The sequence below is a fragment of the Rhodopseudomonas sp. RCAM05734 genome (assembly GCF_052658035.1).
Genome location: NZ_CP199742.1, coordinates 161,857 through 185,923, shown reverse-complemented (window position 1 = coordinate 185,923; position 24,067 = coordinate 161,857). Strand labels below are relative to the sequence as shown.

20 protein-coding genes and 1 tRNA gene are annotated in these 24,067 nt (G+C 65.2%); 11 read left to right on the top strand and 10 right to left on the bottom strand.

The genetic code is table 11. The annotated features are described in order from the left end of the window. Positions 1-25 precede the first annotated feature (25 nt). Together ACUXVA_RS00920 and ACUXVA_RS00915 are read right to left on the bottom strand one after the other, a co-directional pair. A complete protein-coding gene (locus tag ACUXVA_RS00920) occupies positions 26-1,048 on the bottom strand; it encodes an alpha/beta hydrolase family protein (protein WP_265081959.1) in 1,023 nt (340 codons plus the stop codon). Positions 1,049-1,093: 45 nt separating this feature from the next. Further along, positions 1,094-3,037 (bottom strand): AsmA family protein, encoded by a 1,944-nt coding sequence (locus ACUXVA_RS00915; RefSeq protein ID WP_445490414.1) that lies wholly within the window; start codon positions 3,035-3,037, stop codon positions 1,094-1,096. A gap of 488 nt (positions 3,038-3,525) precedes the next feature. On the opposite strand from ACUXVA_RS00915, the gene ACUXVA_RS00910 reads away from it, so the two are divergent. From ACUXVA_RS00910 to ACUXVA_RS00900, 3 genes are all read left to right on the top strand, one after another. Further along, positions 3,526-4,254, top strand: coding sequence for a CoA transferase subunit A (locus ACUXVA_RS00910; RefSeq protein ID WP_265081961.1), 729 nt, complete (start codon positions 3,526-3,528; stop codon positions 4,252-4,254). After that, the gene (locus tag ACUXVA_RS00905) at positions 4,254-4,904 is read left to right on the top strand and encodes a 3-oxoacid CoA-transferase subunit B (RefSeq protein WP_445490411.1); all 651 of its coding nucleotides are present in this window, start codon (positions 4,254-4,256) and stop codon (positions 4,902-4,904) included. Before ACUXVA_RS00910 ends, ACUXVA_RS00905 begins: the two co-directional genes overlap by 1 nt. A 170-nt stretch (positions 4,905-5,074) precedes the next feature. Next, the gene (locus ACUXVA_RS00900; RefSeq protein ID WP_445490409.1) at positions 5,075-6,136 is read left to right on the top strand and encodes an AI-2E family transporter; all 1,062 of its coding nucleotides are present in this window, start codon (positions 5,075-5,077) and stop codon (positions 6,134-6,136) included. 135 nt (positions 6,137-6,271) lie between these two features. On the opposite strand, the gene ACUXVA_RS00895 is transcribed toward ACUXVA_RS00900, so the two are convergent. From ACUXVA_RS00895 to ACUXVA_RS00875, 5 genes are all read right to left on the bottom strand, one after another. Then, on the bottom strand, positions 6,272-7,915 hold the full coding sequence (locus ACUXVA_RS00895; protein WP_265081964.1) for an ABC transporter permease: 1,644 nt from the start codon (positions 7,913-7,915) through the stop codon (positions 6,272-6,274). Positions 7,916-7,999: 84 nt separating this feature from the next. Further along, positions 8,000-9,025, bottom strand: coding sequence for a Fe(3+) ABC transporter substrate-binding protein (locus ACUXVA_RS00890; RefSeq protein ID WP_265081965.1), 1,026 nt, complete (start codon positions 9,023-9,025; stop codon positions 8,000-8,002). A gap of 168 nt (positions 9,026-9,193) precedes the next feature. After that, positions 9,194-10,792 (bottom strand): MBL fold metallo-hydrolase RNA specificity domain-containing protein, encoded by a 1,599-nt coding sequence (locus ACUXVA_RS00885; protein WP_445490407.1) that lies wholly within the window; start codon positions 10,790-10,792, stop codon positions 9,194-9,196. Next, the gene (locus ACUXVA_RS00880) at positions 10,789-11,709 is read right to left on the bottom strand and encodes a ribose-phosphate pyrophosphokinase (protein WP_445490405.1); all 921 of its coding nucleotides are present in this window, start codon (positions 11,707-11,709) and stop codon (positions 10,789-10,791) included. The genes ACUXVA_RS00885 and ACUXVA_RS00880 overlap by 4 nt, the downstream gene beginning before the upstream one ends. Continuing rightward, complete coding sequence (locus tag ACUXVA_RS00875) at positions 11,706-13,250, bottom strand: thymidine phosphorylase family protein (RefSeq protein ID WP_265081968.1); 1,545 nt, start codon at positions 13,248-13,250, stop codon at positions 11,706-11,708. The genes ACUXVA_RS00880 and ACUXVA_RS00875 overlap by 4 nt, the downstream gene beginning before the upstream one ends. Before the next feature lie 183 nt (positions 13,251-13,433). Here ACUXVA_RS00875 and ACUXVA_RS00870 point away from each other — a divergent pair, with 183 nt between their 5' ends. Then, positions 13,434-13,988: a cytochrome b gene (locus tag ACUXVA_RS00870; RefSeq protein WP_265081969.1), complete on the top strand. Its 555-nt coding sequence runs from the start codon at positions 13,434-13,436 to the stop codon at positions 13,986-13,988. Positions 13,989-14,055: 67 nt separating this feature from the next. Here the strand turns inward: ACUXVA_RS00870 and ACUXVA_RS00865 are convergent, their stop codons facing one another. Continuing rightward, positions 14,056-17,409 carry a PAS domain-containing protein gene (locus tag ACUXVA_RS00865; protein WP_445490402.1) on the bottom strand — a complete coding sequence of 1,118 codons (3,354 nt, stop codon included), beginning with the start codon at positions 17,407-17,409 and terminating at the stop codon, positions 14,056-14,058. Positions 17,410-17,757: 348 nt separating this feature from the next. On the opposite strand from ACUXVA_RS00865, the gene ACUXVA_RS00860 reads away from it, so the two are divergent. From ACUXVA_RS00860 to ACUXVA_RS00835, 6 genes are all read left to right on the top strand, one after another. After that, positions 17,758-18,132, top strand: coding sequence for a phasin family protein (locus tag ACUXVA_RS00860; RefSeq protein ID WP_445490400.1), 375 nt, complete (start codon positions 17,758-17,760; stop codon positions 18,130-18,132). 246 nt (positions 18,133-18,378) lie between these two features. Then, on the top strand, positions 18,379-18,813 hold the full coding sequence (locus ACUXVA_RS00855) for a phasin (protein WP_445490398.1): 435 nt from the start codon (positions 18,379-18,381) through the stop codon (positions 18,811-18,813). Positions 18,814-19,033: 220 nt separating this feature from the next. Next, positions 19,034-19,110, top strand: a tRNA-His gene (locus ACUXVA_RS00850). Between the two features lie 209 nt (positions 19,111-19,319). After that, entirely contained in the window at positions 19,320-19,640 is a 321-nt protein-coding gene (locus ACUXVA_RS00845; RefSeq protein WP_265081973.1) for a hypothetical protein, read from the top strand. Between the two features lie 163 nt (positions 19,641-19,803). After that, complete coding sequence (locus tag ACUXVA_RS00840; protein ID WP_265081974.1) at positions 19,804-20,115, top strand: hypothetical protein; 312 nt, start codon at positions 19,804-19,806, stop codon at positions 20,113-20,115. A 198-nt stretch (positions 20,116-20,313) separates the two neighbouring features. Continuing rightward, positions 20,314-20,994, top strand: coding sequence for a ParA family protein (locus tag ACUXVA_RS00835; protein WP_265081975.1), 681 nt, complete (start codon positions 20,314-20,316; stop codon positions 20,992-20,994). A gap of 385 nt (positions 20,995-21,379) precedes the next feature. Here the strand turns inward: ACUXVA_RS00835 and ACUXVA_RS00830 are convergent, their stop codons facing one another. Next, the gene (locus ACUXVA_RS00830) at positions 21,380-22,303 is read right to left on the bottom strand and encodes a LysR family transcriptional regulator (protein WP_265081976.1); all 924 of its coding nucleotides are present in this window, start codon (positions 22,301-22,303) and stop codon (positions 21,380-21,382) included. Positions 22,304-22,305: 2 nt separating this feature from the next. Continuing rightward, on the bottom strand, positions 22,306-23,271 hold the full coding sequence (trxB, locus tag ACUXVA_RS00825; protein ID WP_265081977.1) for a thioredoxin-disulfide reductase: 966 nt from the start codon (positions 23,269-23,271) through the stop codon (positions 22,306-22,308). Positions 23,272-23,552: 281 nt separating this feature from the next. Between trxB and ACUXVA_RS00820 the strand changes: the two genes are divergently transcribed. Then, entirely contained in the window at positions 23,553-24,032 is a 480-nt protein-coding gene (locus ACUXVA_RS00820; protein ID WP_265083567.1) for an Lrp/AsnC family transcriptional regulator, read from the top strand. Positions 24,033-24,067: the final 35 nt, after the last annotated feature.

Sequence of the window (24,067 nt, the reverse complement as noted above, 5' to 3'; positions counted from 1 at the left end):
GCTCCGCTTTTGGCCGGCAGCTGCCTCACTTGTCCGGAGCGACGGTCGGCATCGCTTCAAACAATGCCACTGCTGCGTCCGCTGCGTGCTGATGGATCGCCGCGCGGTCGACACCGGGCGCATCGACGCAGTTCGGCGGAGAATCGCGGCGGCCGGCATCGGTGGCCTCGGGCAGGAAGATGTAGTGCCCGACATCTGCCGGCAGCACGTCGAGTACGCTGGCGCGCAGCCGCGGATGCAGCCACCGGGCGGCAGGCAGTGCGGGGTCGGCACCGCCGACGATGATGCGTGCGGGGGTATCGATGACTGTAAGGCTCGCCGCGTTGAACCCTAGCAATCCGCGTCCTGGCGCCAGCAGCAGCGCCGCCTTCAGGCGCGGATCGCGGTAGTCGTTCGACATGCGCGCCCAGGATTCGCGAAAGACCGCGCTACTCTCAAGCAGGCCGGGGAGGTGATCGGCGAGGTCGGGAAATTCCGGCACGCCCCGAGCGGGGTTGGGATTGGCCGCGGAACGCTGGAAGCGCGAGGTTTCGGTGATCGCGCCGAGCAACGAAGCGACGGCGCAGCCGCCTAGCGAATAACCGGCAGCAAAGACGCGGTTCACATCGATGCGATCGGCGAACTCGCTGTGCGACACCATCCGGTCGAGCAGCACTGAGAGATCGCGGGGGCGTTCCCACCAGCACAGAAATCCCTCGGCACGGTAGGGCTCGTTCAGCGTATTGCCGTGGTGAGCGACGCCGATGGCCATGAAACCGTATTGCGCCAGCCGCCGCCCGAGCCAGCCGAGACCGAGCGCGCTGCCGCCGGTGCCGTGTGATAGCAGGACGAGCGGGAGGCGCTGCGGCGTGGCGCGCAACGCCGCATTCGCGGCCATCGGACCGATGCTATAGGTCGGAGCGGACCGCGGACCGAGCAGCCGTTCATGCGTGATGGCATCATCGGAGGCCGGATACCACGCAGTCCAGGCCAGCGGGCGCGGGCCATTGCCGTCCCAGTTCGGGCGGGCGGGATCTTCAAAGCGGCCTGTGCGATATCCAACTTTCATCGCGCCCAAGCGCCTCAATTTGTAGCCGGGCGATTGCGAATCGACTCAATTCGACTTCGGTGCCGCATCCGCGGGGACTGCTGCCGCCGGCGCAGTCTCCGTCGGCACATCCGTCGCCGCCGCCGGCGCCTGCTTCGCGCCGCCGGTAAACCGCTCCAGCACCGAGCGCACCGCATCACGGGTCTTGCGATCCTTTACTGCGTCGAGCAGCGGTGCGGCGCCGGGCGAGCGGCGGATCAGGCTTTCCGGATCGGGGAAGATCAGCGGATCGTCCCATGGGCCCTGGATCACGAAGGGCAGGTCGAAGCCGCCTGTCGCGCTCGTTGAGGTCAGGCTGGCGACGCCTTTGAGGTCGTATTCCCTGGAGGGGACCGAGGCGGTGCCGGTCAGGCTCAACCGTGCGGTCGGGCCTTCGATGCGGATGTCCTGCGCGGTGGCGGTGCCGTCGTTGAACTTGACGGACATGTTGAGGGTCGTGAACGGCGTGTTGCCGGAGCGGAAATTGCCGCCGCCGGACAGCGGCCGGCGCTCCAGACGCTTCAGCAGCTGTTCGACATTGAAGCCGCTGATGGCGCCGTCATGGCCGGTCAGGGTGGCGGTGCCGTCGAGCGACTGGACGAGGCCGAACGGGCTCGAGCCCGAGGCTTCCAGCGCCATGGTGAGATTGCCGCGGCCGGTCAGCTTGCTGATGCCGAACAGGTCGGAGGCCGTGGCCTGCAGGTCGACGTCGGTGAACTGGAACTGGGCCTTCACGTCCGCCACGGCGTCGGAATGCGCCACGCCGAACGAGCCGCGGACGATGCCGCCATACATCTGCGCCTCGCCCACCGACAGCGCCAGCGTGCCGCCGCGCAGGTTGGCACCCAGCGCGGTGCGGCCGAGCACCGAGGAGCCGACGGTGACCTTGGCCGCCGACAGCCGCATGTCGAGGTCGGTGGTGGACAGCGCGTTGAGATCGAACAGCTGCCGGTTCCAGTCGCGCGCGCCGGAGGCCAGCAGCCTTACGGTGGAAATGTAGGGGGTGAAGTCGAGCGCACCGGCGGCCAGCGTCGCCTGCAGGGTCTGGCGGCCGTTGTTGCTGTAGGTCATCACGCCCTCGGCGACATTGCCGTCGAGCTCGACATTGACGTTGGTCAGCGCCAGCGACGGCCCGACCAGGCTGGCGCGGGCCTTCAGCGCGAAGCGGCCGAAGCCGCCGGCGCCGGGCGGCGCCTGGCCGGCCCAGCGCAGCGCATTACGCAGCGACAGGCTGTCGGCGGTGAGGGTGCCTTCCATCATCAGGCTGGCGCGGTTGGCGACGGTACCGTCGAAGCCCAGCTTGATCGGCGCGCTGACCAGCCGCGCCTTCAGGCCGGAGCGGTCGCCGGACAAAGCGGCGACGAAGTCGCTGACGCTGAAGCTGCCGTCGACGCGCTCGCCGCGCCAGTCGAACTGGCCGGTGGCGGCAAACGAGCGCGAGATCGACGGCCAGGCCAGCGACAGGTCGATGTCGTCGAGCTTTTCGGTGTTGTGCGGGTCCTGGTAGCTCAGCGTGCCGTCCTGGATGCGGATCTCGGAGAACGACAGCGGATTGTCGGCGCCGGGCTTCATGGTCCGGGCGATGTTTTCGATGAACGGCGTCCAGTTGCTGCCGCCGGCGCCGTCGCGGACCACGTGGATGCGTGGCCGCAGCATGATCATGTCGGCGATCTCGAAGCGCTGGGTCAGCAGCGGCAGCAGCCGCAGATTGGCGGTCAGCACGTCCACCGACAACGCCGGGTCGATCTCGCCGCCGCCCTTCAGGCCGACGTCATGGAACGAGATGTAGCTGCCGGGGAACACCGAGACGTCGACGCTGCCGTTGACCACCAGGTCGAGCCCGGTGACCGCGCGGATCTGGGCTTCCACGGCGTGGCGCAGAGCATCGCGGTTGAGCAGCCAGGACATGGCGAACAGCCCGATCAGCGCGACGCCAATGAGGGCCGCAACCGGCATCCCCAGGCGTTTCATTCCTTGGGCTATCGTCAATGATCTATCCGGGTTGGGTTACGTTTGGCGCAGCGGGCGTCTGATCGCGCGCCCCTTGTTCGCAAGCGCGCAATTTGATCGTTTTTCTTGACGCTTTCAAGGCCGCAGAGGGGGCTATGGGGTCGCAGGAGGGCTTCTTCTTCCCCTCTCCCCCAGCGCTGCGAATCGGCGCGCAGTGGGCGAGGGGGCCTAGGCGGCCTTTGGCCGCCGTTCTTAAGAAGGACGCCGATGCGTAGCGTCGGCTATGGCGAAGCGAAGGCGGGAGAGGGCCTTCCGCGCGGCGCCCCTCTCCCGGCCGCGCTGGCGCGCGTCCACCCTCTCCCACCTGCGCAAAGCTTCGCTTTGCTTGGGGGAGAGGGGAAGAAAGCACCCCTCCCATTTGACGCCCTGCAAAGAATTCGCCTAATAATCCACGCAATAAGACCGGCCGCGTGCCATTCAGCGCTTTCCTCCATCAGGTCGAATCTCCCATGAACAAGGTCTATCCCGACGCCAAATCGGCCCTCGACGGCATTCTCAAGGACGGCATGATGGTCATGTCCGGCGGCTTCGGCCTGTGCGGCATCGCCGAGGCGCTGTCCGACGCGCTGCGCGAATCCGGCGTCAAGGACCTCACCGTGGTCTCCAACAATGCCGGCGTCGACGGCATCGGCCTCAGCCGTCTGCTGGAAACCCGCCAGATCAAGAAGATGATCTCGTCCTATGTCGGCGAGAACAAGCTGTTCGCCGCGCAATTCCTGGCCGGCGAACTGGAACTCGAATTCTCCCCGCAGGGCACGCTGGCCGAGCGCATCCGCGCCGGCGGCGCCGGTATTCCCGGCTTCTACACCAAGACCGGCGTCGGCACGCTGATCTCGGAAGGCAAGGAGACCATGGAATTCAACGGCGAAAAGTACATGCTGGAGCGCGGCCTGTTTGCCGACCTGGCCATTGTGCATGCCTGGATGGGCGATACCGCCGGCAACCTCGTCTACCGCAAGACCGCGCGCAACTTTAACCCGATGATGGCCACTGCGGCCAGGATCACCGTCGCCGAGGTCGAGCATCTCGTTCCCGCCGGTCAGATCAATCCCGATCACATCCACACGCCGGGTATTTTCGTGAAGCGCATCGTCGAGGTCGGCACCGCGCAGAAGCGGATCGAACAGCGCACCACGCGCAAGCGCCCCGCACCCGCCGCAACCGGAGAGGAAGTCTGATGGCCTGGACCCGCGACCAAATGGCTGCCCGCGCAGCCAAGGAACTGAAGGACGGCTTCTACGTCAACCTCGGTATCGGTATCCCGACCCTGGTGTCGAACTACATTCCGGAAGGTGTCGACGTGCTCCTGCAGAGCGAGAACGGCATGCTCGGCATGGGCCCGTTCCCCTATGAAGGGGAAGAGGATCCCGACCTGATCAATGCCGGCAAGCAGACCGTCACCGAACTGCCCGAGACCAGCTATTTCTCGTCGTCGGATTCATTCGCCATGGTGCGCGGCGGCCATATCGACCTGTCGATCCTCGGCGCCATGCAGGTGGCGCAGAACGGCGACCTCGCCAACTGGATGATCCCCGGAAAGATGGTCAAGGGCATGGGCGGCGCCATGGACCTGGTCGCCGGCGTCAAACGCGTCGTGGTGGTGATGGAGCATTCCGCCAAGGACGGTGCCAAGCTGCTGAAGAGCTGCAACCTGCCGCTGACCGGCGAGCGGGTGGTCGACATGGTGGTCACCGATCTTGCGGTGTTCACCATCGACAAGCACGGCAAGGAAGGCATGGCGCTGATCGAGCTCGCCGACGGCGTCACGCTCGATGAGGTGAAGGCCAAGACCGAAGCCGAATTCCGCGTCGCGCTGACCAATACGTAAGCGGCAAGTCCCGTTTCCCGGACGCGGTGCGGCATTCTTATGCCGCTCCGCAGATCGGGGATCCCGGTTTTTCCGCACAATACCGGGCCTCCGGATCAGCAGCGCACCACGTCGCAAGTGTGACGCGTTGCGCAGCATCCGGGGCACGCGCTCTCACAGAACGAGCCCCCATGCGCGATCATCTCGAAGACAAGGCCTTCCTGATCCTGATCGTGGTGGTCTCGGTCGCGTTTGCCTTGATTCTCACCTCGTTCTACGGCGCCATCCTGTGGGGCGTCGTCATCGCCCTGATGTTCGCGCCGCTGCATCGCCAGTTGCTGCGCAAGATGCCGCAGCGTTCGAACCTCGCAGCATTGGTGATGATCCTGCTGATCGTCATGATCGTGATCCTGCCGCTGACGCTGATCGCGGCGTCGTTGACCCAGCAGGCCGCCACGGTGGTCGGCAGGATGCAGTCCGGCGAACTCAACTTCGGAAAGCTGCTGCAGCAGATGCTCGATGCGCTGCCAGGCTGGGCCACCGGGCTGCTCGACCGCTTCGGCGTCGCCAGCCTCGGCGACATGCAGGAAAAACTCACGGCGGGTCTGGTCAAGGGCGGCCAGACCATCGCGGCGCAGGCGCTGGACATCGGCCAGAGCACGTTTGCGTTCATGGTCAGCCTGGTGATCATGCTCTATCTGCTGTTCTTCCTGTTCCGCGACGGCGACGCGCTGGCGCTCCGCGTCAAGGATGCGATCCCGCTGCGCGCCGGCCTGCGCGACGAACTCCTGGAAAAATTCACCGTGGTGATCCGCGCCACGGTCAAGGGCAGCCTGCTGGTGGCGCTGGCGCAGGGCGCGCTCGGCGGCCTGATCTTCTGGATCCTCGGCATCAATGCGGCGCTGCTGTGGGCCGTGCTGATGGCGTTCCTGTCGCTGCTGCCCGCGGTCGGCGCCGGGCTGGTCTGGATGCCGGTGGCGCTGTATCTGCTCGCCACCGGTTCATACATCCAGGGCGCGATCCTGATCGCCTACGGCTTCTTCGTCATCGGCCTGGTCGACAACATCATGCGCCCGATGCTGGTCGGCAAGGACACCAAGCTGCCGGACTATGTGGTGCTGATCTCGACGCTGGGCGGCATCGAGGTGTTCGGGCTCAACGGTTTTGTCATCGGCCCGGTGATCGCCGCGATGTTCATCGCGGCGTGGGATATTTTTTCGACCCAGCGCAAGCAGGACAGCGTGGCGGGGTAGGTCACTTGCCCCGGACGCGATGCAATACGAAGTATTGCTTCGCAGATCCGGGGCCTTGCCGGGCGCCGGCGTTCGCGACGGTCCCGGCTCTGCGCAGCGGCATGAGAATGCCGCAGCGCGTCCGGGACAGGTGACCTACGCGGGCCCCTCCGGCAGGTCGGCGAAGCGCGTCAGCCACAGCACCGGGCCGACGCTCGCCGCCACGATCAGCAATGCGGCCAGCGCACCGTCCTCGAAACTGCCGCGGCTGGCATGCTGATAGATCGAGGTCGCCAGCGTGTCGACGTTGAGCGGACGCAGCAGCAACGTCGCCGGCAATTCCTTGAGGCCGTCGACGAACACCACGATCACCGACCCGACCAGCGCCGGCCGCAGCAGCGGCAACTGGATGCGCCTGAGCGCGGTGAGCAGCGGTGCGCCGGCGGCCTGCGCGCTGTCGTCATAGTCGAGGGGAATGCGCGCGGCACCGGCCTTGACGAAGCCCGTGGGCACCGCGAGGAAGCGGATCACATAGGCGATCACCACGGCGGCGCCGGAGCCGACCATCACCAGCCCCGGCGGCGTCATGCCGACCGACGCCGCCATCGCGTTGAGTGCGCCATCGATGGCCAGCACCGGCGTCAGCAGGCCCAGCGCCAGCACCAGGCCGGGCAATGCGTAGCCGGCCTGTGCCGCGGCGAGGCTGAGATTGCTCGGCCATGTCGGGCGCCAGCGTTGCGCGAGCACGACCGTCAGCCCGAGCAGCACGGCAATCACCGTCGCGCTCGAGGCCAGCGCCACCGAATGCCAGGCATCGCGCCACAGCGTCGGATCGAAGCGCGCGAACAACCCGCGCTGGATCGCCTCGCGGATCAGGTACAGCATCGGCACCACGAAGCCGAGCAGCGCCGGCGTGACGCAGGCAGCGAAGGCAAGCGCGGCCGGCGCGCCGGAGAGCCGCCGGCGCGGCGACAGGCGCGGGCTCTCGGCGGAGAATTCGATGTTGACGTCGCGGCGCCCGCGACGCTCCACCGCGATCAGCACCGCCACCGCGGCCAGCATGACCAAGGACAATTGTGCGGCGCCGCTCAGGCTGCCGCGGTTCAGCCAAGTGGTGAAGATCGAAACGGTCAGCGTGCGAACGCCGAGATATTCGCTGGCGCCGATATCGTTCAGCGTCTCCAGCGATACCAGCGCGACGCCGACCGCCAGTGCCGGCCGCGCGATCGGCAGCACGACCCGCCAGAAGATCGTCCACCGTCCGGCGCCGAGGACTTTGGCGGCTTCGGCGAAATCCGCGCTCTGCGCCTGGAACATCGCCCGCGCCGAGAGATACACATAGGGATACAGCACGAGGCCGATGACGAAGACGGCGCCGGGCAGCGAGCGCAGGTTCGGCAGCAAAGCGACGGCGTCGCGCAGGGGCATCACGGTCGCCAGCGCACGATGCATCAGGCCGAGCGGCTCGAACAGATCGACATAGACGTAGGCCGCGATGTAGGTGGGAATCGCCAGCGGCAGCGGCATCAGCCAGATCAGCAGCGTGCGGCCGCGAAAGTCATAAGTGGAAATCAGCCACGCCGCGCCGGCGCCGATGACGAGCGTCAGACTGCCGACGCCGAACAGCAGCAGCGCGGTGTCGCGCAGCGCCTGCGGCAGCACATAGGCGATCAGATGCGACCACAGATCCGGATCGGGCGTCAGCGCAAGCAGCGCGATGGATAGTACAGGCGCGGCGACGGCCAGCGCGGTGAGCGCGGCGATAATGGTGGCGAGGCGAGAGATGGGGGAGTGATTCACGACGGCGAAAATGAAATCCCTCCCTCCCGCGAAGCTGCGCTTCGCCGGGGGGAGGGATGAGGAAGAGCGCGCTACCTGTAGTCCTCAATTATCGAACCCGACTTTGTCCACCAGCATTGCCGCGGCCTTGCGGTTGGTGGCGATGCTGGCGATCGGCATGGTATCCGGCGTGAGCTTGCCGTAGCCGGCGATGGTCGGGTTGACCTTGACGCCGGCGCGCACCGGATATTCGTAGTTGGCGTCGGCATACATCTGCTGTGCCGTTTCGCCAACCAGCCATTCGATCAGCTTGATCGCATTGGCCCTGTTCGGCGCGTTCTTGGCCAGCAGCACCGCGGACAGGTTCACATGGGTGCCGCCGCCGGCGAAGGTCGGCAGGATCACGCGTGTGGCTTGGGCCCAGGGCTTCTTCTCGGGATCGGCATTCATCATCAGTGCCCAGTAGTAGGTGTTGCCGATGCCGATGTCGCACTTGCCGGCGGCCACGTCGCGCGCCGCCTCGCGGTCGCCGCCCGACGGCTTCTGCGCGAGGTTGGCCTTGAGGCCGCGCAGCCATTCCTCGGCCTTCGCCTCGCCGTGCTTGGCGACATAGGCGGCGAACAGGCCGTTGTTGTAGATGTGCTGGCCGGAGCGGATGCAGATCTTGCCCTTCCACTTGGGATCGGCAAGCTCCTCATAGGTGATGGCGTCCTGCTTGACGCGGTCCTTCGACGCATAGACCACGCGGGCGCGCATCGAGATGCCGGCCCAGTGCCCGGCCGGATCGCGGTACTGCGCCGGCACGATCTTGTCGATGACGTCGGACTTGATCGGCTGGGTGATGCCGGCCTGCACGGCGTCGTCGATGCGGCCGATATCCACCGTCAGCAGGACGTCGGCCGGGCTGCTGGCGCCCTCGGCCTTGATGCGCTGCTCGAGTCCGGAGCTGGCCGAAATCACGTTGACCTTGACGCCGGTGTCCTTGCTGAAGGCGTCGAACAGCGGCTGCACCAGCTTGGTCTCGCGATAGGTGTAGACGTTGACCTCTTCGGCGGCCTGCAGTGCGGAGGCGCCGAGCGCGGCGAACGCGACAGCAGCGGACGTGATGGCGAGCATGCGACGTTTGATCATGAACAAGGCCCCGGTGGATGAGCAGCAATGCCGTGTCAGTAGCGCAGCAGGCGCAGCGCTGTCCCCGACACAATGTCGCAGGAGTCGCCATTTAGAGCGATTCCAGGCAGCAAGCTCGTCCGCCTCGATCGGCAGTCGATAGCCGGAACGTGCCGTATTCCATGTCGCTTAGTGGTCCGCCTCCAGCGCGCGCCTGAGCCGGCGGATGATGACGCCGCGGGCGCGGTCGTCGGCCGCGGCGCGCATCTGATCGTTGATGTCGAGAATGAGCTTCGACATGTCGTTGTGCCAGTCGAGTGCGACCACCGCTTCGGGGGCGAGCCGGCGGCGGTGTGTGCCGTCGAGCAGCGTCGGAGCCGACGTCGAAAGCTCGTAGATGTCATCGAGAACCGGCTGGAAGATTTTTGCCCCCGGAACGATCCGGCCGGAGATCAACTCGGACAGGCCGGCGATCGCAGGCTCTTCGCCGTGAACCAAAAATATCCCGCGCTGGATCGGGCGCCGGGCGGCGATCCAGCGCGACAATTCGGCATTGTCGGCGTGGCCGGAATAATCATCGATCTGGCGGATGCGGGCAGCGACACGGATCTCTTCGCCCTGAATACGGACCGCCTTGGCGCCGTCGGCAATGAAACGTCCGAGCGTGCCCTGGGCCTGGAAACCGACCAGCAGCACCGTGCCGTTGCTCTTGCACAGCCAGCGTTTGAGATGATGACGGATGCGGCCGGCGTCGCACATGCCACTGGCTGCAATGATCACGTGAAAGCCGTTGAGCCTGGCGATCGACTTGCTTTCGTCGACGGTCTCGGTGAAGCGGAGATGGGGAGAACTGAGCAGTCGATTGACGTCGACACCTTGATCCAGGCTGGCAGCGTGGTTGCGGAACACTTCCGTGGCACGGATCGCCAGCGGCGAATCGAGAAAGATCGGTGCCGTCGGTACCTCGCCATGGTCCATCAGATCGACCAGATCGACGATCAGTTCCTGGGTGCGTTCGACCGCGAAGGCGGGAATCACCAGCGCGCCCCTGGCCGCAGCGGCGTCGCGGACTTCGGCGGCAAGGCGCTGGCGACGCTGCTGCGGCGTGATTGGCGCACGTGCACGGTTGCCATAGGTGGATTCCGACATCACGTAGTCGAATCCGGCCGGCGCTTGTGGATCTGGTTGCAGCAGCTTCGCATCGGGGCCGATATCGCCCGAGGCCAGCAGCCGCAAGGGTTTGCCGCCTGCGCCTTCGCCGGCGAATTCAATTTCGATCGAGGCCGAACCAAGCAAGTGACCGGCGTTCCAGTAACGCGCGCGAACGCCCGGGATGACGTCGGCCCAGGTCTCGTATTCGACGGGCCTGAACGCGTCCAGCGATGCGATGGCATCGGCCTGGGTGTAGATCGGACTGACCTCGGGCCGCCCGCGCGCAATATTGCGCCTGTTGAGCGCCGCGACCTCCGATTCCTGAATGCTTCCGGCATCGGGCAGCATGTACGAGCAGAGATCGATCGTGCCGCGCGTCGCCAGAATCGGTCCGCCAAATCCTTCGCTGACCAGTTTCGGCAGTAGTCCGCTGTGATCGATATGTGCGTGCGTCAGCAGCACGGTGTCGATGTCGGCGGGAGCAAATGGAAAGGCGCCGTAGTTCAGTTCCTTGAGGGTTTTCTGCCCCTGGAACAATCCGCAATCGACCAGGAAGCGTCCGGTTTGCGTCCGGAACAGATAGCAGGAGCCAGTCACGGTGCGGGCAGCCCCGCAGAATTGGATGGTCACGCTCATGTCTGAATCTCCGGACGGATCTGGCCTTTGGTTTCGTCACGCAAGGCCGCGACGAACAATTCGTCGAGCACGATCGCATTGGTTGGATGCGGCACGCTGTGGGTCGAGCGGATCGAACGGATGCCCGCGTCAGTGAATTGGGCGATCGTGTCGGCCGGGAACAGCGCGTGCGTGACGACGGCATCGATCTGTGTGGCGCCCGCCGCTGTCAGCGCCCTCGCGCAGGCGATCAGCGTGCCGCCCGAGGAGACGATGTCATCGACCAGCAGGGCCGGGCGACCTGCGATCAGTCGCGGATCGGAAAATCCGATCTCCACGGATCGATCGCCATGGCGGATTTTTTGCGCAACGGTGTATGTGAGGCCAAGCCGGCCCGCCAGATCGCTCACCCATTGCCGGGATTCGGCATCGGGTCCGATCAAGACCGTTGCGGGATCGAGGTGGGTCTTGCGCAGCGCATCGGCGATTGCAGGCATGGCCGAGAGGTTTTCCGCGGCGATGCCGGGAAACACGGTTCTGATGTCCGGGGTGCGATGCAGATGCGCGTCGACCGTGATCACGCGATCGACGATTCCGGCAAGCAGTCGGCCGATCGCCTTCTGGCTGATCGCCTCGCCGTCGTGAAAGGCCGTATCCTGGCGCATGTAGCAGAGATATGGCGCCAGCAGGATGAGGCGCTTGCAACCGTCGCGCCGCAGCGCTTCCGCGGCGAACAGCAGCGCGATGAGCTTGTCGTTGGGCTGGTCGAGCGAAGCATAAATGACAGTCGTTGGCGTTGCCGGACCAACCGTCACCCGCATTTCCCCGTCAGGGAACGTGTGCAGGGCGATACCATGCACTGGTACGTCAAGCCGCAGCGCGAGCCGCGCGGCATCGCTGGCTGAAGCCGGCAGCGCCTGGATGGAGATCTCGTTCACGATGCTGTCCGCTCGATGGGTGAATACTGGCCATCGATCGCGTAGCCGGTATTGGCCTTCGCTGCTGCCGCCGCCAGATCGTGCTCCGAGCGGTCGAACGTGTAGACCCGGTAGAGCGGTTCTCCCTGATCGACGCGGTCGCCGATCTTCTTGAACAACTTGATGCCGGCCCCCTTGTCGATCGGCGCGCCCGCCGTGCGGGCCAGGCGGTTCAATTGCAGGCAGTCGATGCCCACGACCGTTCCGTCCGCCGAGGCGGTCACGTCGAACGTCGACGTCCCGAGAGTCGTGCGGCAGGATGACGGCCCCTGCGCGTCGATCACCTTTTGCATTTTCTTGAGCGCCGCGCCGCTGTCGAGCAGTTCGCGGGCGCGCGCATAGCCGCTGCCGCCGCGCAGTTGCGGATCGTATTCGAGCAAATGCGCAGCCAGCCGCAGCGATTTTTCGCGCAGGTCGGCGGGGGCCATGGGATCGTTGGCGAGAACCGCCATGACATCCTGGGCCTCGAGCACCGGGCCGATGCCGCTGCCGATCGGTTGGCGGCCGTCGGTGGTGATCACCTCGACCGAGATGCCGAAATGATCGCCGACGAATTCGAACAGCTTGCGCAGCCGCATCGCTTCCAGTGCATTTGTAACCTTGGCCGTCGGGCCGACCGGCAGGTCGATCAGCAGATGGGTCGACCCGGCCGCGAGCTTTTTCGACATGATCGAGGCGACCATCTGCTCGCGGGTGTCGAGGCTGAGCGGACGTTCGACTGAAATCAGGATGTCATCGGCCGGCGACAGGTTGACATGGCCGCCCCACACCAGACAGCCGTTGCATGCCGCAACGACTTCTTTCATCTCCCCGACGCCCAGATCGACCCGCGCCAGCACTTCCATCGTGTCGGCCGTGCCAGCCGGCGAGGTAATGGCGCGCGATGATGTCTTGGGAATGGTGAGGCCGTGCGCGGCGACGATCGGCACCACGATCATCGAGGTGCGATTGCCTGGAATGCCGCCAATGCAATGCTTGTCGACGACAATCGGGCTGCTCCATTTGAGCTGCGTTCCGGCTCCCGCCATCGCCCGGACGAGCGCGAGCAATTCATCGCTGGTCATGAAGCTGGCCGAGCTGATCAGGAACGCGGCGATTTCCATGTCCGAATAGCGATAATGTGTGAGGTCGTCGATGATGGCGTCGATTTGAGCCGCGTTCAGCGTCCGCCCCTGAATCTTGCCACGGACGGCATCGAGACTGTCAGGCGCCGCCGCAGGCGTGACCATCACCAGCGTGCCGGCCGGTTCGGCGAAGCGCCGGAAGGCGGGTTCGGACAGGCCGATGTCGTCGGGGTCCACCAGCCCATCGTCGTCGGTGATCAGAAGCGTCGCCAGCAGGACTTTTGAATTGCAGCGCAGTTCGACGCGGCTGAAGCCGCGAAAGATTTCCGGACGCAGCGCCTTTGAGCGGCGCGAAATGACAACCACGTTTTCCCGGCCCGTATCAAGATTGACGCGGCGGATCATCAACTGCGGGCGAGAGGAATCAGTGGCCTTCATGAACACCTAACTCCGGGAGGGAAATGCAAGGCAGCTCGATTCCAGCATCGTGGCCGACGGTAGCGCGCGAGGCGCGTCATTTCTGGCGAGCCTAGGGCTTCTGCTGGGGGGGCGCTTGACCCACATCAATGCGTGTCATCGCTCGCACCGTAGGTTTGTCATTTGTCGCGGGAGGGATATGCGATGCAGCTCAGCAACTCCGCAGAGAATTACGGCGCAATCCCGCAGGCCGTGCACTGGTTGACGGTGGTCCTGGTCGTCGTCGCGTGGCTTCTCGGGATTCTCGGCGATGAATTGCCCAAAGGCGCGCTGCGCTCTGCGGGGGCATTTTTTCATGACACCGCAGGGCTCGCGGTCATCATCCTGCTGCTGGTGCGTGTCGCGTGGCGTTTGATTGATCCACCGCCGCCTGCCGAGGCTGTTTCGCTCGGCGTGTGGCAGGATCGCGCAACCGGGCTCGTCCATCTTGCATTGTATGCGTTGCTGCTTGCGGTCCCGGTCGCGGGGATTGTCCTGCAATTCGCGCGCGGTGATGCACTACCGCTATTCGGGCTGGCGGAAATCCCGTCGCCATGGATCCGTGACCGGGCCTTCGCTCACAATGTTAAGGAAGTACATGAAATCATGGCCCACGGGCTTATGCTTCTGGCGGCCCTTCACGCCACCGCGGCCCTGATCCATCATCGGGTCTTTCACGACCGCACGCTGTTACGAATGTTGCCGCATTCCGACCGCTAGCGGGTCATCATCAAGCCGAGGTCATCTCCTGCCGGCGCTTTCCCGACCGGCCTCGACTGTTGTTGGTCTAGGCCTTCGCCGGAGCGTGCGAGAACACCACCTCGATCAGCGTGCCGGAGCTCGGCGCGGTCTTGATCTGGAAGCGGGCGCGGTTGGCTTCGACCAGCGCCTTGGTCAGCGACAGGCTGACGCCGGCGCTTTCCGAAGTGTGATCGGCCGGGGCGTGGCTGTTGAACGGTTCCATGGCAGCGGCCAGTTCATTGTCATTGAGACCCTGGCCGGTGTCGCGGACCCGCAGCACCACATCGCCGAAATCGCTCAGCGCGGTGGAGACGATGACCTGGCCGCCGGCATTGGCCAGATGGATCGAATTGCCGATCAGGTTGAGCGCGATCTGGCGCAGCGCACGGGCATCGGCCACCACGCGCGGCAGCGTATGGGCCAGCGAGGTGCGGATGATGATGCGGCCGCGGTTGGCCTGCGGCTGCATCACGGCGACGCATTGCTCGACCATCTCGTTGAGGTTCTGGTTGGTAAAGGCGAGATCGAGATTGCCGGTCTCGATGCGGCTGAGGTCGAGCAGGTCGTTGATGATGGCAATCACGCGCTCGCCGGAGACACGGATGTCCTTCATGTATTCGACGTAGCGCTCGTTGCCGAGCGGGCCGAAGCGCTGCTCGGTCATCACCTCGGCGAAGCCGATGATGGCGTTGAGCGGGGTGCGAACCTCATGGCTGATACGTGCCAGCACGTCGGCCTTGGCGGTGGCGGCACGGTCGGCCTGGCGGCGCGCATTGAGCAACTCGGTCTCGGTCTTCTTGATCTGGGTGAGGTCGCGGAATACGGCAAAGAAGTTGGGGCCGTCTTCGCGGGTCCGGCCCATCATCACCGACAGCGGAACGAGACCGCCTTCGCGCACCTGGCCCAGCGCCTCGCGGCCGTGGTCGAGCATGGCGGCGACGCTCGCGCTCTTGATGCTGTCGAGATAGTCGCCGACCACGCGCTGGCTCTCCGGCGCGAACAGGTCGACCAGATTGCGTTGCGTCAGCGCGGCGCCGTCATAGCCGAACAGCGCCTCGGCGCTGCGGTTGCACGAATTGATGTTGCCCTCGGCATCGAACATCACGATGCCTTCGGCTGTGGTGTCGAGGATGGCGCCGAGCTCTTCGGCGTCGGCGGCGCCATCGCCTTCAGGCACGGCCGGTGTCGCGGGCTCGGGTCGCGGTTCGCTGCCGGCCTGTTCGAAGATCAGCGCCAGCGCCGGGTCGGCGTCCCAGGTGATGGGGAACAGCTTGGCGTCGGTCGGCTGCAGCGGGGACGCCTGGCCGGCATCGGTACCGGAGATCGTGACGGCCTTGCCGCCATCGGCGGTGCTGCCGCCGGAGACACTCGGCTCCACATAGAGGACGTCGAGGCCGCCGGCGTCTTCCAGCGCGTGCAGCGTCGGATAGCCGGTGCGGGCCAGGAATGCCGGGTTGGCATAAAGCAGCCGGTCGAGCCGGTAGATCAGCACGCCAACCGGCATCAGATCGAGCAGGATCTTGTCGCGCATCACCTCGCCGCGCGCCGGCGGCGCCGGCTCCGCCAGCCAGTCCGGCGCGTCGCTGGCCGAGGCCGGCGCGTCCGACGCCTCGATCTGCGCGAGCATTTCCTCGGCCTCAAGCGGGCTCGGCTGCGGTTCGCCGGTCAGCCCGGTCTCGGCTTCGAGCCGCGCCGACAACTGCCGCGCCAACTCGTTGAAGGCGCTGTTTTCGACGGGCGTGAGTGCCGGCGATTTCAGGTCGCTCGCCCGGAAAGGCACGACATTCTTGGGAGGTTCCACGGTGGTGTCCGGTTCGGTTTGATTCTGGGGTTCGCGGGCGGCCGCTTCGATATCTGATGGCGGGGCGCCGGAGTCGTTCGGCTGGTCGGGGTGGTCCGCGGCCGGGCCGGCCTGGACGATGTCCGCCGACAGCGATTGCGGCGGTGGCTCGCCGACGAATTCGTGGCGCCGCAACTCTGCAAGCCGGGCCAGTGCGTCGAGATCGCGGCACACGCCGAAGCCGCGGTAGCCGGCAAAATTGCGCGCGCGATCGTAGACCGGCAGGCCCGACAGCTCGACCGGCAACCGCGCGCCGCCGTCGGCCGGAAACAGCAGCGTGATACCGCTCCAGGTATTGTGCGTGGCCACCGCACTGAGCACGCGGCCATCGGGATCGAGGCCGTAATCCTCGGCGATCTCGCGCCAGTGGCGGCCGAAGCTCGCGCTAGTGCGGGAGCCGAGCAGTCGCGTGAATTCATCGGAGCCGAGCGCGAAGCGGCCGTCGGCATCCATCTGCCAGGTGAAGCGCAGCGGCTGGCGACGCACCGGCGGCTCCGGCGGCGTTTCCAGTGCAGTTTCCATGGCAGGTGTCGGCTGCGCCGGGGCTTCTTCCGCGACCGGCGTTTCAATTGGTGCGGCCTCCAGCGGCGCGGCTTGTGCCGGCGCGGGCTGGTCGGCCACAGCTTCGATAACAGGCGAAGGCGCATGCGCCGGCACTTCATCGGGTGGTGCCGACGAGGTGTCGATGGCGGCATGGGCGATGGTGTCGGCGATGCTGGCTTCCAGCAGTTCTTCGGCAACGCGATCGGACTCTTCCTCCGCCGCTGCAGCGACGGCGCCCGCTGGTTCGGACACTTCGGTCGCAGCCGGAGTTTCGTGGGGCGTGGGCATGTCGGTTGGTTCGCTGGCGAGCCCTGCAGGTTCGATTTCGGCGACGGCTGGCGCGGGCATTGGCTCCGCCGGAGACGCCGGCGCGGGTGCGATCAGCGCGACCAGGCCGACATCGGCGCCGCTGCCGACGCGCTGCAGCACCACGTGGCCGAAGCCGATCGGCGTTTCGACGCGGCCATCCTTCAGCGCGTCGCTGCGCGCGGTCTCGAGGCCGGCTTCGGACAGGTTGCGAAAGCCGAGCAAAGCGCGGGCGGCATCGTTGGCGCCGATGAACAGGCCGTCGCGGGCAAAGCTGGCGATCGGCGTGTCGATGCCTTCAACGAGGTTCTGCAGTCGCTCCACCAGCGGCATGCCGCGGCCGGTGAAGGCGGCGGCGACCACCAGGATGCCGGCGCTGCCGTCGGCAAATTCGAGCCGTGAACAGGCGCAGGTCATCAGCCCGCCGGGCGCCGCACCGAAGCCGCGCAGCCGTTCCAGCCGCACCGCGCCGGTCGCGGACAGCCGCGGTGCGAGCTGCGCCAGTTGGCGGCGATGCGGATCGGCGGGGCCGAAGGCCCGGGCCGCCAGCGCCGCGCCGTTGCGCGCGCCGAACAGCCGTGCGCCGACCGGATTGGCCCACAGGATGCGGGTGCCGTCGACCGACCACAGCCAGACCGGCTGATGGCTGGTCGCATGCACCGCCAGCCTGGCATCGCCGACGCCCCGCAACTGGAATTCCGCATTGCTCATAGGTATTTCATGACTGATTCTTGTCGGCGTCCGATAATCAGGGACCAGATATGCACGGCCAAAGGATGTCAGGCTTAACGCTTCGTTACTATCGCCTGCCGCGACCGTCAGGTCCACGCTGCTGGCCGCCCCGTACAGGCCAAAACGCCAACAGGCTTAATTGCCGCATGGCCGAAACTCCCGACACAGCCCTGCGTTGCACCAGTTGCAAAACCGGAACAAAGGTTCACGATGCAAGCCGGCCGGCGACGGATGACCGCGTCACAGCGGCGACGTCTGCGGTGGTTAACTTCAGTGGGCGAACGGGGAGCCAGGGCTGTGGATGGCCCTGCAACACAGGAGTGGGACATGAGCGACGAACGTTTTGAAATTCCCAAGGACATGAAGTCGATGGCGGAAGCGAGCTTCGAGCAGGCGCGCAAGACCTTCGAACACTTTCTGGCCAGCGCCCAGCAGACTGCCAGCAGCATTGAGGACAAGGGCGCCACAGTGCGCGCCGGCGCCAAGGACATCAGCGCCCGGGCCATCGGCTTCGCTGAAAAGAACGTGCAGGCGTCGCTGGATTACGCCCAGCAGCCGCTGCACGCCAAGGATCTCGGCGACGTCATGCGGCTTCACAGCGAATACGTGCAGGCGCAAATGAAGGCACTGGCAGAGCAGGCCAGCGAGATGGGCCAGATCATGACCCAGACCGCCATGGAAGCGGCCAAGCCGAAAAACTGACGAGAACCAGAACCGTCAAGAACGGGATACCTTACCCTGGGTTGCACGAATCCGGTTCCATTGCCGGGAACGTGCATCTGGGTAAGGGCTGCTATACGTTTTTGCGTTGCAATATTCTGTTGCGCTGCACAAGTCCGACAGGATATTGCTCAATCTCTCTACCGATTGCGTAATTTGCCACCCGGTCGGCGGGGACACGCCGTCCGGGAGCGTGGCACGGTCCCCTCAACACGAAGGATGCACGTCATGGCTGAATCCAACGATCCGTTCTCCTCCTCCGTCATTCCGTTCCAGATGCCCGAGCAGGTTCGCGCCTTCGCCGAAAAGGGCGTGTCGCAGGCCCGCGAGAGCTACGCCAAGTTCAAGGACGCCGCCGAAACCCACAACGGCACCATCGAGGCAGTGTTCTCGACCGCGACCAAGGGCGCGACCGACTATTCCGCCAAGCTGCTGGACATCGCCAAGACCAACACCAATGCCGGCTTTGACTTCATGCAGTCGCTGATCGGCGTGAAGTCACCGGCGGCGGCGATGGAGCTGTTCAGCGCCTTCGCCAAGAGCCAGGTCGAGACCCTGACCGGCCAGACCAAGGAACTGGCCGAGATAGGCCAGAAGATCGCCTCCGAGACCGCCGAGCCGATCAAGACCGGCGCGGCAAAGCTGTTCAAGCCCGCCGCCTAAGCGAGCAGGCGAGCGACGATTGCGAAGCCCGGGCCGGCGGCCCGGGCTTTGTTTTGCCGGGATCGGGCGAGCCCGCGCAAGAACTGCCGATTTCGCCGCGCACATCGGCTGAATTCGCCGCAACAAGGCGATTTCAGCCTCCTCGCGGCCTTGCCAAAGAGATGCGTTGCATCTAGTTTCCCGCCTGTTCGCGACCCCCTCGCAGGGGCCGATCAGGGATGCAGTTGTAGCTCAGTTGGTTAGAGCGCCTGTTTGTGGAGCAGGAGGTCGCTGGTTCGAGGCCAGCCAACTGTACCATGCTCCCCGTCCAGCTTTCAGATCCGGACCGAGCGTCGCCTCATGGTGCATGTCGCCGTGATGGCTGGATGTATGCGGCCTGCAGGGCAACATCACCCGCCTGACACACCGTGTCACCCCGTCCGCTTTCTCAGCCCCGCGCAGGGCTTGCAAAGGCGGCGCGCTTCACGGACATTTTGCCGTCGTCAATCACGTCGAGGGAGGATTTGATGGGACGCTGCGGGAGACTGCGCCGCGACACAACGCTGGGCGCGGCGATCATGCTGTTGCTGCTGGCGGGCGCCGCCCAGGCCTACTCGCCGGAGCAGGAGCAGCTGTGCACCGGTGACGCGATGCGGCTGTGCAGTTCGGATATTCCCGACGTCGATCGGATCACCGCCTGCATGATCCGTCAGCGGGCGCAGCTCAGCCCCGGCTGCCGGGCCTTCTTTCGCGAGTCCGAACCGTCGCCCGCGCTGACGCCGGTCACCGCCCGCAAGCCGCTCAGCATCAAGCCGCGCAAGGCGAAGGCTCCGCGCCGCAAGAATTGAAGCGATCGTTGCAGGACGGCGCATCGGCCGTTCGCTGTGCCGGTCGGCAGCTTGGCCGAACTGCCGCGCTGTCAGTCAACCGGCCGGAAAGTCGCGCCGCGACAAGCTGACGCGTTGGTAACGATGCCGTCAGGCCACATGTCCGGCGGTGAGGAGAATCATCTTGAGCGCTGACTACAAAGCCGAGATCGACCGACATTTCACGCGGTTTGCCGACCGGTTGCCGCCGAAACCGGCGCAGTTCATCAACTGGCTGCGCAGGCCCTCGTCCCGCCTGCTGAGAATTCCGCTCGCCGGACTATTGGTGGTGGGCGGGACCCTCAGCTTTCTTCCCGTGCTCGGCCTGTGGATGCTGCCGCTTGGTGTGGCGTTGATCGCCCAGGACGTTCCCATCCTCGAGAAGCCGACGGCGAAGTCGCTGGGATGGCTGGAGCGCAAGTGGGTCGAGCGTCAGCGCGCGAAACAACACAAATAGCAGTTTGATAGTTGTCGCAGTCACGGTTCAGTCGCACGACTGACTCATTTTTAGCCTGCTGCACCGCATTGTGTGCCTCAAAAGACAGCATGGCGGATAAACCCGACCGCTAAAGTGAAGCAGGCGATAAATTTTCCTTTAACGAATCAGCGCGCTGATTCATTTTCGCCTTCTGGGGTCAATCAGGAGGCCGGACATATGAACGTTATTGTTTTTGCATCGCGTAAAGGTGGCTCGGGAAAAAGCACCCTTGCCGCTCATCTTGCTGCACAGGTTCACAAGTCTTCCAAGCCGTGCCTGCTGATCGATGCCGATCCGCAGGGATCACTCACGCTTTGGCACAAGCTGCGGGGCACCAACGAGCCGCCGCTGAAGGTTGCCAATCGCACCGTCAGCGAGATCGTCGCCGCCGCCAAGCGCGATGGAGTCGAGTGGGTGTTCATCGATACCCCGCCCAACACCTCGGCGGTCGTGGACGATGCCATCAAGAACGCCACCATGGTGATCATTCCGGCGCGTCCCGGCGTGTTCGACGTCAATGCCGTGCAGGACACCATTCAAAGCTGCCGCTCCGCCCGCAAGCCCTATGCCGTCGTGATCAACGGTGCACCGGCGCGCCGGGACGACGTGGAGAGCCGCATCGTGACCATCGCGCGCGAAGCCCTCGCCAAGTTCAAGGCGCCGGTCTGGGCGGGCCAGATCACCAACCGCGCCGATCTGCTGATGGCGCTGGGCAACGGTGAAGGTGCACGCGAATACGCCGCCGAGGGTCGCGCGGCCGGCGAAATCAGCAAGCTATGGGCTGCCATCGAACGCTCGATCAAGGCGATCCGCGGCAGCGCATCGGCCACCGGCACCATGCACAAGCAGGCGGCATAATCTCCGTCTGACTCCGACGACTGAGGCGCGCGAGGTTCGCGCGTTTTTTGCTGTGGGCGATCGGGCGGTGTTTGCGCGTGGCGTTGTCCGGCGCCGGCATCGCTGATGCCGAGCCTCTCGCGGTGAGCCTCGACGGCCACGTGCGGCAACCATGCCATCCACGCAAAAAAAAGCCGGACTCAAATGAGCCCGGCTTGAGGTATTGGCCACGTGAGGCCGACACAATCACCTTCCAAGAGGGATAACTGAGAACCCGCTCCGCTGGAGGAGGGGGACAAAGCGCAGAACGGGCTCTCAGCGTGCAAGGATTATGTCCCCTGCCGGCGCTGGTGAGCAACGCCTCACCTCGCATGTCAGTCATGCGAGTCCGGGGATGGACTGGAACTCACGAAGGCCAGCGCTGCGCCTTGCTGACGATGAAGTCGCGAAACACCTGGACACGTGCCACGGTCTTCAATTCTTCGGGATAGACGAAGTAGGTATCGAGCTGAATCGAGTCGGACTCGCTGAACAGCTGCACCAGTCGGTTGTTCTCCTCGACCAGATAGTCGGGCAGGGCGGCGATGCCGAGGCCCTGCTGGCAGGCGCGCACCAGGCCAAGGACGTTGTTGACCTTGAAATAGGGCTCACGCGGACCGGATCCATTGCGCCCGGCCTCGATCAGCCAGGCGCGGTTCTGCAGGTGCACGGCGACCTGGCTGTCGCTCAGCATGATGATCCGATGGCCATCGAGTTCTTCCAGCGTGCGCGGCGTGCCGAAATGCTTGACGTATTCGGGCGAGCAATAGGCGTGGAAGCCCATCGCGAACAGCTTGCGCTGGATCAGGTCGGGCTGGGTCGGCTTGCGGGTGCGGATGGCCACGTCGGCCTCGCGCATCGACAGGTCGAGTTCCTCGTCGGTGACGATCAGTGAGATCCTGATTTCAGGATACAGCGCGGTGAATTCGCCGAGTCGCGGAATCAGCCAGTTGATGCCGACGCCGGGGGTGGTGGTGACCTTGAGATCGCCGCTCGGCCGTTCGCGGCTGTCGGTGAGCTTGGCGCGTGCCGCCTGCAACTGCATGAACACGTCATGGGCGGTGCGGAACAACAGGTCGCCCTGTTCGGTGAGGATCAGGCCGCGGGCATGGCGATGAAACAGTGAGACCGACAGTTCCTGCTCTAGCGCGCTGACCTGGCGCGACACCGCCGACTGCGACAGCCCGAGTTGTTCGCCGGCATGGGTGAAGCTTCCCGCCTCCGCCGCCGCGTGAAACACCTTCAGCTTATCCCAGTCCATATCCGTGAATCCGTCGCGAGTTCGTGCCATGATTACTCCGCCGCTGCGCGGTCGTGGGCGTGTGCAGCCAGATAACGTTCGACTTCGAGCGCGGCCATGCAGCCCATGCCAGCAGCGGTGACCGCCTGGCGCCAGGTTTCATCGGCCACGTCGCCGGCGGCGAATACGCCGGGCACCGACGTCGCGGTCGAATTCGGCGCAACCTCGACATAGCCCGACGGCCGCAATTTGATCTGGCCCTTGACCAGGTCGGTGGCCGGGGCGTGGCCGATGGCGATGAACACGCCGTCGGCGGGAACGTCCGTCGTCGCACCGGTCTTGACGTTCTTCAGCCGCACATGGGTGACCTTGGCGGGACCCGCGGTGCCGCAGATCTCGTCGATCGCCGAATCCCAGATCACCTTGATCTTGGGATGCTTGAACAGTCGCTCCTGCAGGATGCGTTCGGCGCGGAAATGATCGCGGCGGTGGACGATGGTGACCGAGGCGGCGAAGTTGGTCAGGAACAGCGCTTCCTCGACCGCGGTGTTGCCGCCGCCGACCACCACGACGTCCTTGCCGCGATAGAAGAAGCCATCGCAGGTGGCGCAGGCGGAGACGCCGCCGCCCTGAAACTGCTCCTCCGAGGGGATGCCGAGCCAGCGCGCCTGCGCGCCGGTGGCCAGGATCACGGTCTCGGCCAGATAGATGTCGCCGCTGTCGCAGACCAGCCGGAACGGGCGCTGCGCCAGATCGAGCTCGGTGACGAGGTCGGTGACGATTTTCGTGCCCACATGGGCCGCCTGCTTTTCCATCTGCTCCATCAGCCACGGGCCCTGGATCACATCGGCGAAGCCGGGATAGTTTTCCACGTCGGTGGTGATGGTGAGCTGCCCACCCGGCTGGATGCCCTGGATCAGCACGGGCTCCAGCATCGCCCGCGCGGCATAGATCGCTGCGGTGTAGCCGGCGGGACCGGAACCGATAATGACAACTTTGGCGTGGATGGGGGCGGCCATGGTCAGAATCCCTTTCTGAAGGGAAATTGGTCAGTTGTGATGCGAAATGCTCACGCGACAGCGTCGCGGCGACCGGAAAGTGGCAAATCCGAGTCTGACTTAAGTCTAGGTTATCTGGCGAGCTATGCAAGAATTGCAATCCGTCCACGCAGATTTTCCACGGATGACGCTTAATTTCTGCACCGCACGCGCAATAAAATTGCGCCAAACCGGGCGCTTAGGCTATGAACTTGGGGGAAGAGAACGAACCGACCTCTGCCACCAGCCAGGACCTGCCCCGCGTGCCGAAAAGTCTCGACGAGATCGACCTCAAGATTCTCAGTGAAATCCAGGCCGACGGCCGCATCACCAATGTGGAACTGGCGCGCCGGGTCGGCATTTCGCCGCCGCCCTGCCTGCGCCGGGTGCGTACGCTGGAAGAGGCCGGCTACATCCAGGGCTATCGTGGCCTGCTCGATCCGCGGCTGCTCGGCTTCGACGTCACGGTGTTCGCCTCGGTCCACCTGTCGAGCCAAGCCGACGCCGACCTCAAGGCGTTCGAGGATTTCGTCCGCAAGGAGCCGCTGGTGCGGGAATGCTGGATGCTGTCCGGCGAGATCGACTTCATCCTGAAATGCGTGGCGCCGGACATGGCGACGTTCCAGGAGTTCGTCGGCCAGCTCACCGCCGCGCCGCACGTGCGGAACGTGCGCACGTCGCTGGTGCTGCACAACTCGAAATATGCCGCCGCGGTGCCGCTGGAGCTCAAGGTCGCGGGCTGATTCACTTGCCCCGGACGCGGAGCAGCACTTCGTGA

What these genes read in the sequence shown, in the direction of transcription:
- ACUXVA_RS00830 (WP_265081976.1), bottom strand. Translation starts at nt 22,303, where the DNA reads ATGGCACGAACTCGCGACGGATTCACGGATATGGACTGGGATAAGCTG.
- ACUXVA_RS00870 (WP_265081969.1), top strand. Translation starts at nt 13,434, where the DNA reads ATGCAGCTCAGCAACTCCGCAGAGAATTACGGCGCAATCCCGCAGGCC.
- ACUXVA_RS00890 (WP_265081965.1), bottom strand. Translation starts at nt 9,025, where the DNA reads ATGATCAAACGTCGCATGCTCGCCATCACGTCCGCTGCTGTCGCGTTC.
- ACUXVA_RS00875 (WP_265081968.1), bottom strand. Translation starts at nt 13,250, where the DNA reads ATGAAGGCCACTGATTCCTCTCGCCCGCAGTTGATGATCCGCCGCGTC.
- ACUXVA_RS00845 (WP_265081973.1), top strand. Translation starts at nt 19,320, where the DNA reads ATGGGACGCTGCGGGAGACTGCGCCGCGACACAACGCTGGGCGCGGCG.
- ACUXVA_RS00860 (WP_445490400.1), top strand. Translation starts at nt 17,758, where the DNA reads ATGAGCGACGAACGTTTTGAAATTCCCAAGGACATGAAGTCGATGGCG.
- ACUXVA_RS00885 (WP_445490407.1), bottom strand. Translation starts at nt 10,792, where the DNA reads ATGAGCGTGACCATCCAATTCTGCGGGGCTGCCCGCACCGTGACTGGC.
- ACUXVA_RS00920 (WP_265081959.1), bottom strand. Translation starts at nt 1,048, where the DNA reads ATGAAAGTTGGATATCGCACAGGCCGCTTTGAAGATCCCGCCCGCCCG.
- ACUXVA_RS00910 (WP_265081961.1), top strand. Translation starts at nt 3,526, where the DNA reads ATGAACAAGGTCTATCCCGACGCCAAATCGGCCCTCGACGGCATTCTC.
- ACUXVA_RS00855 (WP_445490398.1), top strand. Translation starts at nt 18,379, where the DNA reads ATGGCTGAATCCAACGATCCGTTCTCCTCCTCCGTCATTCCGTTCCAG.
- ACUXVA_RS00900 (WP_445490409.1), top strand. Translation starts at nt 5,075, where the DNA reads ATGCGCGATCATCTCGAAGACAAGGCCTTCCTGATCCTGATCGTGGTG.
- ACUXVA_RS00865 (WP_445490402.1), bottom strand. Translation starts at nt 17,409, where the DNA reads ATGAGCAATGCGGAATTCCAGTTGCGGGGCGTCGGCGATGCCAGGCTG.
- ACUXVA_RS00905 (WP_445490411.1), top strand. Translation starts at nt 4,254, where the DNA reads ATGGCCTGGACCCGCGACCAAATGGCTGCCCGCGCAGCCAAGGAACTG.
- ACUXVA_RS00915 (WP_445490414.1), bottom strand. Translation starts at nt 3,037, where the DNA reads ATGAAACGCCTGGGGATGCCGGTTGCGGCCCTCATTGGCGTCGCGCTG.
- trxB (WP_265081977.1), bottom strand. Translation starts at nt 23,271, where the DNA reads ATGGCCGCCCCCATCCACGCCAAAGTTGTCATTATCGGTTCCGGTCCC.
- ACUXVA_RS00835 (WP_265081975.1), top strand. Translation starts at nt 20,314, where the DNA reads ATGAACGTTATTGTTTTTGCATCGCGTAAAGGTGGCTCGGGAAAAAGC.